Annotated in this window: 13 protein-coding genes; 5 read left to right on the forward strand and 8 right to left on the reverse strand. The window is 70.8% G+C overall.

The window, feature by feature from the left end:
• Nucleotides 1-8 precede the first annotated feature (8 nt).
• On the forward strand, nucleotides 9-371 hold the full coding sequence (locus ABD817_RS28435) for a hypothetical protein (RefSeq protein ID WP_344921264.1): 363 nt from the start codon (nucleotides 9-11) through the stop codon (nucleotides 369-371).
• A gap of 214 nt (nucleotides 372-585) precedes the next feature.
• On the opposite strand, the gene ABD817_RS28440 is transcribed toward ABD817_RS28435, so the two are convergent.
• The gene (locus tag ABD817_RS28440; protein ID WP_344921265.1) at nucleotides 586-1,530 is read right to left on the reverse strand and encodes an EamA family transporter; all 945 of its coding nucleotides are present in this window, start codon (nucleotides 1,528-1,530) and stop codon (nucleotides 586-588) included.
• 138 nt (nucleotides 1,531-1,668) lie between these two features.
• Between ABD817_RS28440 and ABD817_RS28445 the strand changes: the two genes are divergently transcribed.
• On the forward strand, nucleotides 1,669-2,931 hold the full coding sequence (locus tag ABD817_RS28445; protein ID WP_344921266.1) for a magnesium transporter MgtE N-terminal domain-containing protein: 1,263 nt from the start codon (nucleotides 1,669-1,671) through the stop codon (nucleotides 2,929-2,931).
• On the forward strand, nucleotides 2,924-3,403 hold the full coding sequence (locus ABD817_RS28450) for a DUF1003 domain-containing protein (protein ID WP_344921267.1): 480 nt from the start codon (nucleotides 2,924-2,926) through the stop codon (nucleotides 3,401-3,403). The genes ABD817_RS28445 and ABD817_RS28450 overlap by 8 nt, the downstream gene beginning before the upstream one ends.
• A 148-nt stretch (nucleotides 3,404-3,551) precedes the next feature.
• On the opposite strand, the gene ABD817_RS28455 is transcribed toward ABD817_RS28450, so the two are convergent.
• Complete coding sequence (locus tag ABD817_RS28455) at nucleotides 3,552-5,471, reverse strand: Xaa-Pro dipeptidyl-peptidase (protein WP_344921268.1); 1,920 nt, start codon at nucleotides 5,469-5,471, stop codon at nucleotides 3,552-3,554.
• Between the two features lie 209 nt (nucleotides 5,472-5,680).
• Nucleotides 5,681-6,166, reverse strand: a complete 486-nt coding sequence (locus ABD817_RS28460) for a MarR family winged helix-turn-helix transcriptional regulator (RefSeq protein ID WP_344921270.1) — start codon at nucleotides 6,164-6,166, stop codon at nucleotides 5,681-5,683.
• A gap of 267 nt (nucleotides 6,167-6,433) precedes the next feature.
• On the opposite strand from ABD817_RS28460, the gene ABD817_RS28465 reads away from it, so the two are divergent.
• Nucleotides 6,434-7,576, forward strand: a complete 1,143-nt coding sequence (locus tag ABD817_RS28465; protein WP_344921271.1) for an Mrp/NBP35 family ATP-binding protein — start codon at nucleotides 6,434-6,436, stop codon at nucleotides 7,574-7,576.
• Between the two features lie 165 nt (nucleotides 7,577-7,741).
• Here ABD817_RS28465 and ABD817_RS28470 read toward each other — a convergent pair whose 3' ends face one another.
• The 5 genes from ABD817_RS28470 to sigE form a co-directional block, all read right to left on the reverse strand.
• The gene (locus ABD817_RS28470; RefSeq protein WP_344921272.1) at nucleotides 7,742-8,098 is read right to left on the reverse strand and encodes a sec-independent translocase; all 357 of its coding nucleotides are present in this window, start codon (nucleotides 8,096-8,098) and stop codon (nucleotides 7,742-7,744) included.
• Nucleotides 8,099-8,201: 103 nt separating this feature from the next.
• Nucleotides 8,202-9,833, reverse strand: a complete 1,632-nt coding sequence (locus ABD817_RS28475; protein ID WP_344921273.1) for a S1C family serine protease — start codon at nucleotides 9,831-9,833, stop codon at nucleotides 8,202-8,204.
• A 95-nt stretch (nucleotides 9,834-9,928) separates the two neighbouring features.
• Nucleotides 9,929-11,017 carry a sigma-E factor regulatory protein RseB domain-containing protein gene (locus ABD817_RS28480; RefSeq protein WP_344921274.1) on the reverse strand — a complete coding sequence of 363 codons (1,089 nt, stop codon included), beginning with the start codon at nucleotides 11,015-11,017 and terminating at the stop codon, nucleotides 9,929-9,931.
• A complete protein-coding gene (locus ABD817_RS28485; protein WP_344921275.1) occupies nucleotides 11,014-11,544 on the reverse strand; it encodes an anti-sigma factor family protein in 531 nt (176 codons plus the stop codon). The genes ABD817_RS28480 and ABD817_RS28485 overlap by 4 nt, the downstream gene beginning before the upstream one ends.
• A 52-nt stretch (nucleotides 11,545-11,596) precedes the next feature.
• On the reverse strand, nucleotides 11,597-12,229 hold the full coding sequence (gene sigE / locus ABD817_RS28490) for an RNA polymerase sigma factor SigE (protein WP_344921276.1): 633 nt from the start codon (nucleotides 12,227-12,229) through the stop codon (nucleotides 11,597-11,599).
• A 171-nt stretch (nucleotides 12,230-12,400) separates the two neighbouring features.
• On the opposite strand from sigE, the gene ABD817_RS28495 reads away from it, so the two are divergent.
• Nucleotides 12,401-13,051 (forward strand): O-methyltransferase, encoded by a 651-nt coding sequence (locus ABD817_RS28495; RefSeq protein ID WP_344921277.1) that lies wholly within the window; start codon nucleotides 12,401-12,403, stop codon nucleotides 13,049-13,051.
• Nucleotides 13,052-13,063 lie beyond the last annotated feature (12 nt).

Consider the following 13,063-nt stretch of genomic DNA (forward strand, 5'->3'; position numbering starts at 1 on the left):
TTCGTCTCATGGGCGTGATCGAGGAGGGCGCGAAGAAGTCGAGCGTCCTGTGGCTGTCGCTGGACCGGCCCCGGCTGGCCTGGCACACCTGGCACGACGACGCGATCTACCTGGTCACCGGCGGGGGCGAGCAGCCGCTGCCGGGGCTGGCCGAGGCCGAGGAGGTACGGGTGACGCTGCGCAGCAAGGACAACGGCGGGCGTCTGGTGGCCTTCGACGCCTCCGTGGAGGTGGTGGACCAGGCGCAGGCGCCCGACGCGGTGGCCGCGCTCGCCAAGGAGCGGCTCAACGCCCCCGACGGCACGAGGCTCCTGGAGCGCTGGGCCGCGGCTTCCAAGGTGATAAGGCTCGTCCCGCGCGAGCCCGCCTGACGGCTCGTCCCGCGTGAGCCCGCCCGAGCCCGCCCGGCCCGTCCCGCGCGAGTCCACCCCGCCCGAGCCCGCGCGAGCCCGCCGACGGCCCGTCCCGCGTGAGTTCGCCCGGGTCCGTCCGGGGCCGCCCGAGACGGCCCACCCCGTGTGAGCCCGTCCAACGGATCCAGCGCACCGGGCGCCGCTCCCCGGTCGATCGCTCCGGTGCGGCGGCTCACCCCACGCGAGCCGGTTTCCTGACCTCCCGGACGGGCGAGGGCAGCGCGGCCGTGGCCCGCTGGGCCAGGTAGGCGCCGAACAGGACGATCACGCCACCCCCGATCTGGAAGGGGCCGAGCGCCTCGCCCAGCAGGATCCAGGCGACCACCGCCCCGGCGATGACCTCCAGCGAGGCGACCGTGGCGCCGATGGCGGCCGAGAGGCGGCGGATCGCGAGGACGCCGAGGATGTAGGCGGCGGCCGTGGCGACCACGATCAGCCAGACCAGCGCCCCGACGACCGGCAGCGTGTGGCCGCCCGCGGGGGTGGCCGTCCCGCTGATCGCCCCCCAGGGAATGTCCCACGGCCGGGAGATCGGCAGCAGCGCCACGGCGGCGCCGAGCAGGCCCCAGGCGATCAGGCCGAGCGGGTCGATGTCGTCGCCGAAGCTGTCGCTGAGCAGGAAGTATCCGGCGCAGCCCGTCATCGCGGCGAAGGCGAGCAGCAGGCCCAGCGGGTCGAGGGCGAGGCCCGACCAGACCTCCACCACGATGCCGAGCCCGACCACGGCGACGACGGCACCGGCGAAGGCCGCCCGAGGCAGCCGTACCCGACGGACGAACCGCACCCAGAGCACCACCAGCACCGGCGAGGTGTACTCGATCAGCAGGGTGACGCCGACCGGCAGCCGGGTGATCGCCGCGAAGAACAGCGCCTGCACACCGGCGACCGCGATCATCGCGTACGCCAGGAGGAACGGCAGCCGCGAGCGGGGGATGCGCAGGGCCGAGGGCCGGGCGACCGCGAGGACGCCTGCGAGCAGCAGCCCGGCGCCCGCCATGCGGATCCAGACCGCCTCCAGCGGGGCCAGCCCCGCCGCGCCCAGATATTTGGCCATGGGCCCCGAGAAGGCGAAACACAGGGACGACGCGAGCGCGATCAGCAGTCCTGCACGTCTCATGACCCACCGTTTCTGTAACTACCGTCAAGCGGCTTTGATGCTGTCACGCTGGGATATCGAGCGGCAAGTGGATTCCGGCATGTGAGCCGGGAGCGTGGCAGCGACCGGTCGGCCCGGGACGCGGCCTACGCTTCAGTTGTGAGGATCTTCATCGCGCGTCTCGCCGGAACCCCGGTCTTCGACCCCGCCGGGGACCAGATCGGCCGGGTCCGGGACGTCGTGGTGGCCATCGCCGGAAGCACGCCGCCGCACGTGCACGGCCTGGTCGTCGAGGTGCAGCCCCGGCGGAGGGTCTTCCTGCCGATCACCCGGATAAGGTCCGCCAAGGCCGGCGCCGTCGTCTTCAGCGGCCAGCTCAACATGCGCAGGTTCGAACAGCGGGCGACCGAGACCCTGGCCATCGCCGAGTTGCTCGATCTCGGCGTGGAGGTCGAGGGTGAGCGGATGACGGTCCTGGACCTGGCGATGGAGGAGACCAGGCGCTCGGAGTGGCTGATCACCAAGGTGGCGGTGCTGGGGAGCCCTCCCGGCATGGGACTGCGCCGGCGCGGCGCGACCAAGATCGTCGACTGGGGCGAGGTCCGCGGTTTCGGCGCCGTCCAGAAGGACCAGGGCGCGGCCAACCTGCTGGTCGCCTTCGAGTCGATGCGCGCCGCCGACCTGGCCGGCGCCCTGCACGAGCTGCCCGACAAGCGGCGGGTCGAGGTCGCGGCGGCCCTCGACGACGTACGGCTCGCGGACGTGCTGGAGGAGCTTCCCGAGCGGGACCAGATCGGCATCCTGAGCAGGCTCGCCCCCGAGCGGGCCGCGGACGTGCTGGAGGAGATGAACCCCGACGACGCGGCCGACCTGCTCCAGGACCTCCCCGCCGAGCAGGCCGAGGCGCTGATGGCGCTGATGGAGCCCGAGGAGGCCGCGCCGATCAGACGGCTGCTGATCTACCCGGAGAACACCGCGGGCGGGATGATGACGAGCGAGCCGGTGGTCCTGCCGCCGAACGCGACGGTCGCCGAGGCGCTGGCCAACATCCGCCAGCGCGACATCACCCCGTCGGTGGCCGCGCAGGTCTACGTGGCCCGGCCGCCCGTCGAGACGCCCACCGGCCGCTTCCTCGGCCTGGCCCACTTCCAGCGGCTGCTGCGCGAGCCTCCCTCGACCCTGCTCGGCGGCATCCTGGACACCTCCCTCGACCCGATCAGACCGGGGTTCACCCTGAACCAGGTGACCTCCTATCTGGCCCACTACAACCTCGTGGCGGCTCCCGTGGTGAACGAGGCGGGACGCCTGGTCGGCGCCGTCACCGTGGACGACGTGCTCGACCACCTGCTGCCGGACGACTGGCGCGAGCGGGACGACCGGCCGAGAGAGACGATAGAGACAAGAGAGGGCGGGAATGCCTGACCGTCTCGACCAGCCCAGGCAGCCCGGCCTGCGGCTGCGCCCCCACTACGACCCCGAGGCGTTCGGGCGGCTGTCGGAGCGGATCGCCCGCTTCCTCGGCACCGCCAGGTTCCTGGTCTACATGACGGGGTTCGTCACTGTCTGGGTCCTGTGGAACGTCCTCGTTCCCCAGTCGCTGAAGTTCGACCCCTACCCGTTCATCTTCCTGACGCTGATCCTGTCGCTCCAGGCCTCGTACGCGGCGCCGCTGATCCTGCTCGCCCAGAACCGGCAGGACGACCGCGACCGGGTCCAGAACGAGCACGACCGCAGGGCGGCGGAGCGGAACCAGGCCGACCTGGACTACCTCACCCGGGAGATCGCCGCCCTGCGCATGGCGCTCGGCGAGGTGGCCACCCGCGACTACATCCGCTCGGAGCTGCAACGCCTCCAGGAGGACCTCCAGGAGCCCCAGGAATCCATGGAACCGTGAGCCGGGTCAAGGGCCCGGCTCACGCCTTCCCGCCCGCCGGGCGCGCTCTGAGCCCTGTGCCGGCGGTGACACGGGACGGGGTGTGAACCGGGCGTCGCGCCCCGCTCACACCCCGCGGTCCCTGGAAGGATTCAGAGGCTCCCGAAGATCAGAAGAACGTGTTCTCCGGCTCCGGCAGGTCCAGCTGACGCGGACCACTCCACCTGCTCGTGTCCTTCGGCACGTCGGTGCTCCGCAGGGTGCTGAGCGCCAGCGGGAGGAGCACCTTGCTCCCGGCCAGGTCGACGGTGACGTTCGCGCCGGTGGCCCTCTCGTCGCTGTAGGTCGAGTCGGTGCCCGCGATCACGAGGGCCAGCCTGTGCCCCTTCTTGAAGACGTAGTCATGCGGCAGCGTCTCCCAGCTCACCCTGCCGTACGTGCCCGCGGGAAGCGGCGAGGGCGTCCTGAGCGAGTCGCGGTTCTGCACGTCGATCCAGCCCCGGGCGACGATCTCCAGCGGGCGGGTGGCCCGGTTGGTGACGACCTGCTTGTAGCAGGCGTCGTCGGAGGCCGTGCTCTCGCCGTGGCAGCTCTCCTCGGTGAGCGTGGTGATGCCCTGGCCCCGCCGCCAGTCGATCCGGGTGTCCTCGCCGAAGTCGACGAGGAGCGCGGTCAGGTTCGAGGTGGGCTTGTCGAGCGCGACGCGCAGGTCCACCACGGGCGTGCCGGACAGGCGCAGGTCCAGCGGCAGCTCGCCGGTGGTGAAGGCCACCCTCCCCGGCTTGGCCGTGCCGACGTCGGCCACCATGGCCTCCTCGGACTGGCGGATGTCGGTGAACGTGGCGGTCTGCCCCTTCTTCGCCGGTACGAGACCGAACGAGCCGTCGGCCGCGGGACGGAAGGGGATCTTCAGGGCGAGCGGAGCGGGCCAGTCACGCTGGGTGGTCCAGCGGTCGAGGCTGCTCTGCACGTCGGCGCGGGGCTCGCGCATGATGCCGTTCTGCACGCCGAGCAGCCAGTAGTCGAACCAGCGGTGCAGCGTGTCGACCCAGAGGTCACGGCGTCCCTCGAAGTCGAAGGGGTCCACGTGCTGGTACTGCCCGACCCAGATCTTGCGGGGTACGTTCCTGTCGGCCAGGGCCTTCCACCAGGTGGAGAAGTTGTCGGGCATGACGTTGAGGTCGTTGACCGTGTGCACGGCGAAGACGCTGGCGCGCACCTTGGAGACGTCGGCCAGCGAGCCCGCGATGTAGTCGCGCTCGGCCCAGAAGTCGTTGTAGTTCCCGGTGTCGTCGCCGTCCTGGGCGTCCAGGCGCGCCCACGTGGCCGCGCACTTGGCCGTGGGCTCGCTGTCGACGTAGTCCCCCAGCCACGACATGTAGTCGTAGTTGTAGACCACCCCGTTGGAGCGCTGGTACTTGTACCAGGAGCTGATCGCGGAGATCGGGACGATCGTCTCCAGTCCCCGCACGCCGGTCGCCGCCACGGCGTTGGCCAGCGTGCCGTCGTACGACTTGCCGATCATCGCGGCCTTGCCGGTGGTCCAGTCCGCGACCGCGGGCGTGCCGTCGGGGCGGTAGGCGGTGGCGCGGCCGTTCAGCCAGTCGATGACGGCCTTGCCGCCCAGCACGTCGGCCTGCCCGCCGACGTCGGGGCAGCCGTCGGACCGGGTGGTCCCGATCATGTCGACGTTGAGGACGGCGTAACCGCGCGGTACGAAGAAGTTGTCGTAGTACAGGGGGAATTTCGTGACGTTCCCGGCGGCGTCGTAGACCTTCCGCTCGGCCTCGTTGCCCCGGCCGGAGTTGTCGTAGTACGGGCTCTCGTCGATGATCACCGGCACCTTGAGCCCGGGACCGGACTCCTTCGGCCTGATGATGTCGACACGGACCCGGTCCGGCTTCCCGTCGGAGTCGCTGTCGACACTGGATTCGACGTAGACGTGCTCGCGGACGGCGTCGGCGTACGAGAAGACCGGCTGGGTCCGCCCCCGCTCGACGGTGAGGGAGGGTTGGGTGGCCGCGTGAGCCGGGGTGACGCCCACCGCGACCATCGTGAGGGCGATGAGGGCTGCTCGTAACTTTGGCATCGAGCCTCCGCATTAGGGGGGAATATCCGCAATCTCAATGAATGTCCGTATAACCGGCAAGATCCTTTATATGTTCGAAATCACTCTGGGGCTGGTATGTGACATATCGCTCGACGGCCTTGTCCGGAGAAAGGTCAAGAGGGGCGAGGCGGGCCATGGCGGCTGTACGGGGCAGTGCGGCCCAGGCGTGCGTGGAAGACCCGCGCGGCTCAGTACGGATCCGTGGGAACCTGCGGGTCCGGGAAGAGCCTGTTCAGCATGGCCGCGCACCGCCGCAGCTCGTCGGCGTCGAGCATGTCCGGGAACTGGGCGCGGACCCCGCGCAGGTAGGTGGGGCTGGCCTCGGCCAGCCGCGCGGCGCCCCCGTCCGTCAGGACCGCGAACAGGCCGCGCGCGTCGCTGGCGCAGGCCTCGCGCTCGACCAGGCCGTCGCGCTGGAGACGGTCGATGAGCCGGGTCAGCCCGCTGCGCGACAGCAGCACCCGGTCGGCCAGGTCGTTCATCCGCAGCCGCCGCTCGGGCGCCTCGGACAGCTGCAGCAGGACCTCGTACGAAGCCAGGGCCAGGTCGTGCTCGACCAGCAGGTCGGCCTCCAGGACCCGGGTGATGCGGACCTGGGCCCGCTGGAGCATGCGCCAGACCACCAGCTCCTCCGAGCCGATGCTCTCTCTTGACTCGCCCGCCGTGAGGGTCACGGAGTAACCTTAGAACGTTGCACGCGCACCTACACAGCGAATTGTCCGAATCCAGCGACCGTCACCGGTTTCGGAATTCCTTCCGACGTCCCCGGGTTCATACCATTGGGCTCACGACGCCGACCGTTCCCTGACGGGATCGGCCTCCTGCCAAGCCACATCGGCGCGACAACGGGTAGATCCTGCCCGTGAGACGCCTCATCGATAACAGACAAGGAGGGACGGCATCCTCGTCGCCCCCAGGGTGACGTGATTGCCGACACTTCGATGGCACCTACCACGGAACTGGTGATGGCCGCCCTCGCGACCGTCAACGACCCTGAGATCCGTCGGCCGATCACCGAGCTCGACATGGTCAAGAGCGTCGACATCTCCCCCGAGGGGGCCGTACGTGTCGCGATCTACCTGACGGTGTCCGGCTGTCCCATGAAGGACACCATCACCCGGGACGTCACCGGCGCCGTTTCCAAGATCGACGGGGTGACCGGCGTCTCCATCGAGATGGACGTCATGAGCACCGAGCAGCGCAAGACGCTGCAGACCAAGCTGCGCGGCAACAAGGGGCCCGAGAAGGAGATCCCCTTCGCCCAGCCCGGCTCGCTGACCCGCGTCTTCGCGGTCGCCTCCGGCAAGGGCGGCGTCGGCAAGTCGTCCGTCACCGTCAACCTGGCCGCCGCGATGGCCGCGAGCGGCCTGAAGGTCGGCGTCGTCGACGCCGACATCTACGGCCACAGCGTTCCCCGCATGCTCGGTGTCTCCGAGCGCCCCACCAAGGTCGAGGACATGATCATGCCGCCGGTGGCGCATGACATCAAGGTCATCTCGGTCGGCATGTTCAAGCCGGAGGGCAACACCCCGGTCGTGTGGCGCGGCCCGATGCTCGACCGTGCCCTGCACCAGTTCCTCGCCGACGTCTACTGGGGCGACCTGGACGTGCTGCTGATGGACCTGCCCCCGGGCACCGGCGACATCGCGATCTCCGTGGCGCAGCGGATGCCGTCGGCGGAGCTCCTGGTGGTGACCACCCCGCAGCAGGCCGCCGCCGAGGTCGCCGAGCGCGCGGGATCGATCGCCGTCCAGACCCACCAGCAGATCGCCGGTGTCATCGAGAACATGTCGTGGCTGCCCTGCCCGCACTGCGACGAGCGGATCTCGGTCTTCGGCGAGGGCGGCGGCCAGACCGTGGCCGACGCGCTGACCCGCACCCTGGGCTCCCGCGTGCCGCTCCTGGGCCAGGTGCCCATCGACACGCGCCTGCGCGAGGGCGGCGACGAGGGCAAGCCGCTCGTGCTCACCGACCCCGACGCCCCGGCCGCGGCCGAGTTGAGCCGCATCGCCGCGTCCCTCAGCAAGAAGTCGACCAGCCTCAAGGGCCTCCAGCTCGGCATCTCGCCCACCCGGCGCGGCTGAGAGCCTCAGGGGGCCGGAAGACCGGTCCCGCGAGGCCCGGAACGGCCTCTCCCGCGACACCACGACGGCGGCGCCCCTTTACCAGGGGCGCCGCCGTCGTCGGCCGTGTGAGGCGAGAACGCCCGGGACGTCAGATGACCGGGTCGGCCAGGTCGGCCAGATCGGCTAGGTCGCGTCGGAGTCGTACGGGGGGATCTCGCCGTAGCCCAGCTCGTCGGCGCCGCTCATCGCGTAGGAGGCCGGTTCGGCGGTGGCGGTGGCGGTGCTGTTCCAGTCGTCCTCGAGGTCGGCGGTGAGGTGCTTGCGGACGAAGTTCTTCGGGTTGAGGTCGGCCGGGTCGAAGTCGGCGAACTCGGGCCCGAGCCCCGTCCGCAGGTCGTCTCTCGCGCTGTTGGCCATCCGGCGCAGGTTGCGCAGTGTCTTGCCCGCCTGCGAGGCGGCCTGGGGCAGCTTCTCCGGGCCGAAGACGAGAAGGGCGATCACCACCAGAGCCACGATCTCAGGCCAGCCGAGTCCGAACACGGTGATCTCCTACCGGGAGGATGCCAGAATCACCTCTCCGGCCATACACCGGAGAGGTTCCACACTAACGCCCCGACTCGTGAGCACGCGCCCCCCCCGCCCCTCAGGAGGGTGCGGGCGAAGGCTGGTCGGGCGCGGTGCCGACGGTCACCGTCGCGGTCTTCTCCTGGCCGCCGCGCTGGTATTTGATCGCGAGCTTCTCACCGGGAGCCCTGTTGCGGATCATGGCGATCAGCTCGTTGCCGTCCTGGAGCACGACGCCCTCGACCTCCAGGATGACGTCTCCGGGCTTGAGGCCCGCCTGGGCGGCGGGGCCGTTCGGCTCGACCGGCTGGGAGCCCTGCCTGGACTCGGTGGCGATGCGCACCCCGACGCCCTGATAGGTCGGGTCGATGGCGACGCCGATACGCGACTTCTTGGCCTTGCCCGTGGTGATCAGCTCCTGGGCGACCCGGCGGGCGTGGTTCACCGGGATGGCGAAGCCGAGACCGATGCTGCCGCTCTGGCCGCCGACCGACCTGCCGAGCGTGGCGATCGCCGAGTTGACGCCGATGACCTCGCCGTTGACGTTGACCAGCGGCCCCCCCGAGTTGCCGGGGTTGATGGCCGCGTCGGTCTGCACGGCGCTGAGCCAGGTGGTGTCGGAGCTGTTCTCCTCGCCCGCCTGGACGGGGCGGTTGAGCGAGCTCACGATGCCGGAGGTCACGGTGCCGGTCAACCCCAGCGGGGATCCGATGGCGATCACCGGGTCGCCCACGACCACGTTGTCGGAGTTGCCGAGGACGATCTCGGGGGCGCCGAAGGTCTCCGCGGGCTTGACCACGGCCAGGTCGGACTCGGGGTCACGGCCCACGACGACGGCCGAGGTGGACTTGCGGTTGTTGAACTGGATCTGGATCTGGCCGCTCGGGTCGGCACTCGCCACCACGTGGTTGTTGGTCACCACGTAGCCGCCCTTGATCAGGAAGCCGGAGCCGGTGCTGGCACTCGCCCCGCCCTCGACGGCCAGCGACACCACGCTGGGCAGGACCTTCGAGGCCACCCCCGCGACCGAGTCGGGGGGCCGGACGTTGGAACCCGTCGGCGCCCCGCCCAGGCTGAAGGAGGGGTCGCGCCCCGGTCCCGCGGGCTTGGTGAGGAGATAGGTGCCGACACTGCCCAGCGTGGAGGCGAGCAGCGCGACCACCACGGCGAGGATCACCAGTGTGGCGGTGCGCGGCCCGCGCCGGACGGGGGCGAGCGGCGGACCGCCGAAGCCTCCGGGGCCTCCCGGACTCCCCTGGCCCGGGGGCGGGGGCGCCCAGCCGGGGCCCATGCCGAACGCCTGGGCGGGCGGCGGGGGCGGGGCGGGCTGGGAGGCGAAGACCGCCGTGTCGTACCTGGGCCTGCCCGAGGGGTCGCCCCAGGTCTCCCCCGCGGGGCCGGGGCCCTGGACGCCCTCGCCGGGCGGCGTGTCCCTGTCGTCGTGGCGGATCAGCTCGGGCTGCTCCTGCGGCCGGGCCCACCGGTCACGGTCGGGCTGGGCGCCCAGCTGGCTCCAGCCGTCGTCGCGGGGCTGCTCGGCCTGGAAGGGCGTGGCCTCCCCGGCGGGCAGGAACTCCGGGCGGGAGAACTCAGGGCCGGAGGAGTCGGCGCGGCGGGCCTCGGGGGTGCCGTGGCCGCCGTCGGCGAAGTCCGACGGCGTACGCCCCTCAGCATCGTTCGCCTCGTGGGAAGTACGGGCATCGTCGGTCATCGAATACTCACTACTCCTTGCCTCGCAGGCGGCCGCTCACCGAGTCAACCCGGCAATCTTCCCCCGAGCGGCATACGAGATGTGTAAAGCACGCGTTATCCGAAGGGATTGACCCAGGAGAGCAGGCGGCTCGCGCCGCGGCCAAGCCGCGTCCAGAGATCGGGAACGGGCTCGTGCGGCAACGCCGCGACGGCGGCGTCGACCATGTCGGCCGGCGCGTCGGCAAAGACGGTGTAGACATGACCCCCACTCGCCCAGATCGTCTCCTGCCCAGCTGGGTCTCGAACCCAGATCGTATGCCCCTTACGCCGTTCCGCATGCCAACCTTGGAGACGTTCCTCATCAAGCATCCCAGACTGGATAAAAACCGACACGACTGACAATCCATCTGAGTACCCCAGATACAAGTATCCAGGAGGGGTGTCGTGCGCGGCGAACAGCTCCAGGCGCCCCGGCAGTGCCCGGGGGAAACGCCAGCCACCGGCCGCCAGGCGGGGCAGTTCGGCCAGGTCGGGACCACCGGCGGCCAGCGCGGGCGCCGCGCTCCTCGCCACCGGATCGAGGGTCAGGTCGACGAAGGCCCCGGCGCTGACGACCCGGCCCTCGGCGTCCATGAGCTCGCGGCGCAGCACCGGCCCCCCGGCCTCGTCGAGCCAGTAGCGGGCGGCGACCGTGCCGTCGGCCCGCAGGACGTTCACGAGGCGGGCCGGTCGCCCGCAGGCGAAGCCCCCGCCCGCGGCCACCACCCGGTAGTTGCGGGCCAGCACCTCGAGCATCGCCTCGGACGGGCTGGACATGCCCCCGGCGGGGGTGCCGGGGTCGGCGTTCCGTACCGACCCCGAGGTGGCGGCGTTCCGTACGGAGCCCGAGGACCCCGGGGGCCCCTCGGAGGGCCCCGAGGGCGCGGCGCGCACCGTCAGCCCCTTTCCCGGGATGTTGCGCACCTCCAGTACCGCGGAGGCGGCGCCGGAGGCGCCCCAGGAGGTGACGTACTGGGTGCCGGAGTATTTGCGGGACCGGCCGGCGATCGCCGCCTCGCGGAGCAGGTGCAGACCGCTGTCCTCGCTCTCGATGTCGTCCGGCGGCACGGCGTGCGGGGACCGGACGGCGTGTGCCGTGCCGCTCGCCACCAGCCCCAGCAGCATGACGGCGGCCAGGACGACCGTGACGGGCAGCTTGATCACGGAGAGGGGGAGAGGGTCGGCGTCGCCGACCCGCCATAGGGCGCGGTGTTCCTGTGCTGGTTGGCGAACATGTCGACCGGCGGCACGACACGCGGATTGGGGTCGGCCCCGCCTACCACGAACAGGGTCCCGATCGCCACGGCCGCCGAGGCGACGCCCACCGCGACGTATCCCGCCCTCCGCGCGCGGCGAGGCCCTCCGGCACGGCCCCGGGGCCGGTTGTCGGGGGGAGCGATGCTGTGCATGCTCGGAATGGGCGCTCCACCGAAGGTGCGTGAGGCCGGAAAGGGGCGCTCACGCGGCGGCAACGGGCCGCCGGGCTCCGCCATCCGGAGCAGGGACATCGTGAGGTCGGTCGACATCGCCGGACCGTCGAGGGACCGCAACCGGCTCTTCAGCGCCCGCATGGCGTCGACCTCGGCCCTGCATGCGGCGCAGAAGGTGAGGTGCGACAGGGCGCGGTCGCGCTCGTGGTGATTCAGCTCACCGTCGACCAGCGCGGAAACGCGTTCTCCAAGGTGACTCATGCGCACTCCTTGCCAAGTGGCTCGTCGTGACATTCGTCATGACTGTGGTTTCTCATGCGAATTCCTCCCCGTGAGTAACGCTCGGGGGGAGTTGGTCGTTCCGCGGCGCGCGATGCTCCAGCGCCTCACGCAGCTGCGCCCGCCCACGATGGATCCGGCTGCGGACGGTGCCGAGCTTCACGCCCAGCGTCGCCGCGATCTCCTCGTAGGACAGCCCCTCGATGTCACACAGAACGACGGCCGCGCGGAACTCGGGCGCGAGCGCGTCGAGTGCCGCCTGGATGTCGGGCTCCAGATGGGTGTCGTCGTACACCTGCGCGGGAGAAGGCTCGCGCCCGCGCAGCCGCTCGGCGGCGTCGTCGGCGAGCCCCTCGAACCTGATGCGCTGCTTGCGCCGCGCCATGTCGAGGAACAGGTTGGTGGTGATGCGGTGCAGCCAGCCCTCAAAGGTGCCTGGCGTGTAGTTCGACAACGACCTGAAGACCCGGACGAAGACCTCCTGTGTGAGATCCTCCGCATCGTGCACGTTCCCGGTCAGCCGATAGGCCAGCCGGTAGACGCGCGCCGAGTGCGTCCGGACCACCTCCTCCCAGGTGGGAGGTGTCCAATCGGACACGGGAGCTTCGGCCTGGTGGTCGGACTCCTCCACCAGCACTCCTCTCTCCGGGACCACCGCTATCGCCATAGTGCCTGGTTTCGTCCCTTCGTGCGCACTGACTACCTTCAGGACCGGCAAAGGCCGCTTAAACCGTGCAACGCACCGGGGGTGACATGAGTTCCCGATCGGGCCTGCCTCCCTTAGGCTGCGACCCAGCGCCTATATGACTGTGTACGGAGAAAGCGGGAGGAGAGGCCGATGGCAGAGACGCCGACAAGTCCGTTGGAGGCCACTCTGGCCTATGCCGACGAGTTCCACCGGGAGGACGACATCCTGCGAGCCGCGCGCATGCGCGGCGCGGAGGTGGGGGCGCCCCCGATCCTGCCCGGCGGCGGCGCCGCTCTCTGCTTCCTCGCCACCGCCATCAACGCCCGCGCCGTCGTGGAGATCGGCACCGGCTGCGGCGTGTCGGGGCTGTGGCTGCTCCGCGGCATGCGCCAGGACGGCACGCTCACCAGCGTCGACGTCGAACCCGAGCACCAGCGGCTGGCCAGGCAGAGCTTCGCCCAGGCCGGATTCTCCGGCGGCCGGATCCGCCTGATCACCGGCCGCGCCCTCGACGTGCTCCCCCGTCTCTCCGACGGCGGCTACGACCTGGTCTTCTGCGACGGCGCCATGCACGAGTACGCCGACTACCTGGCCGAGTCCATCCGGCTGCTGCGGGTCGGCGGCATCGTCGTCTTCGACAACGCCCTCTGGGGCAACAGGGTGGCCGACCCCGTGCAGCGCGACCCCGACACGGTCGCCATCAGGGAGCTGGGCAAGCTGGTCCGCTCCGACGAGCGGCTCCGCCCGCTGATGATGCCCCTGGGGGACGGCATCCTGGCGGCCGTCAAGCTCGCCGACTGACGGCGCCCGCTG

Source organism: Streptosporangium oxazolinicum (assembly GCF_039537505.1).
In the GTDB taxonomy this organism is placed as follows: domain Bacteria; phylum Actinomycetota; class Actinomycetes; order Streptosporangiales; family Streptosporangiaceae; genus Streptosporangium; species Streptosporangium oxazolinicum.

Coding starts and splice junctions, on each gene's coding strand:
- ABD817_RS28465 (WP_344921271.1), top strand. CDS start 6,434: ATGGCACCTACCACGGAACTGGTGATGGCCGCCCTCGCGACCGTCAAC.
- ABD817_RS28450 (WP_344921267.1), top strand. CDS start 2,924: ATGCCTGACCGTCTCGACCAGCCCAGGCAGCCCGGCCTGCGGCTGCGC.
- ABD817_RS28485 (WP_344921275.1), bottom strand. CDS start 11,544: ATGAGTCACCTTGGAGAACGCGTTTCCGCGCTGGTCGACGGTGAGCTG.
- ABD817_RS28495 (WP_344921277.1), top strand. CDS start 12,401: ATGGCAGAGACGCCGACAAGTCCGTTGGAGGCCACTCTGGCCTATGCC.
- ABD817_RS28440 (WP_344921265.1), bottom strand. CDS start 1,530: ATGAGACGTGCAGGACTGCTGATCGCGCTCGCGTCGTCCCTGTGTTTC.
- ABD817_RS28435 (WP_344921264.1), top strand. CDS start 9: ATGGGCGTGATCGAGGAGGGCGCGAAGAAGTCGAGCGTCCTGTGGCTG.
- ABD817_RS28475 (WP_344921273.1), bottom strand. CDS start 9,833: ATGACCGACGATGCCCGTACTTCCCACGAGGCGAACGATGCTGAGGGG.
- sigE (WP_344921276.1), bottom strand. CDS start 12,229: ATGGCGATAGCGGTGGTCCCGGAGAGAGGAGTGCTGGTGGAGGAGTCC.
- ABD817_RS28455 (WP_344921268.1), bottom strand. CDS start 5,471: ATGCCAAAGTTACGAGCAGCCCTCATCGCCCTCACGATGGTCGCGGTG.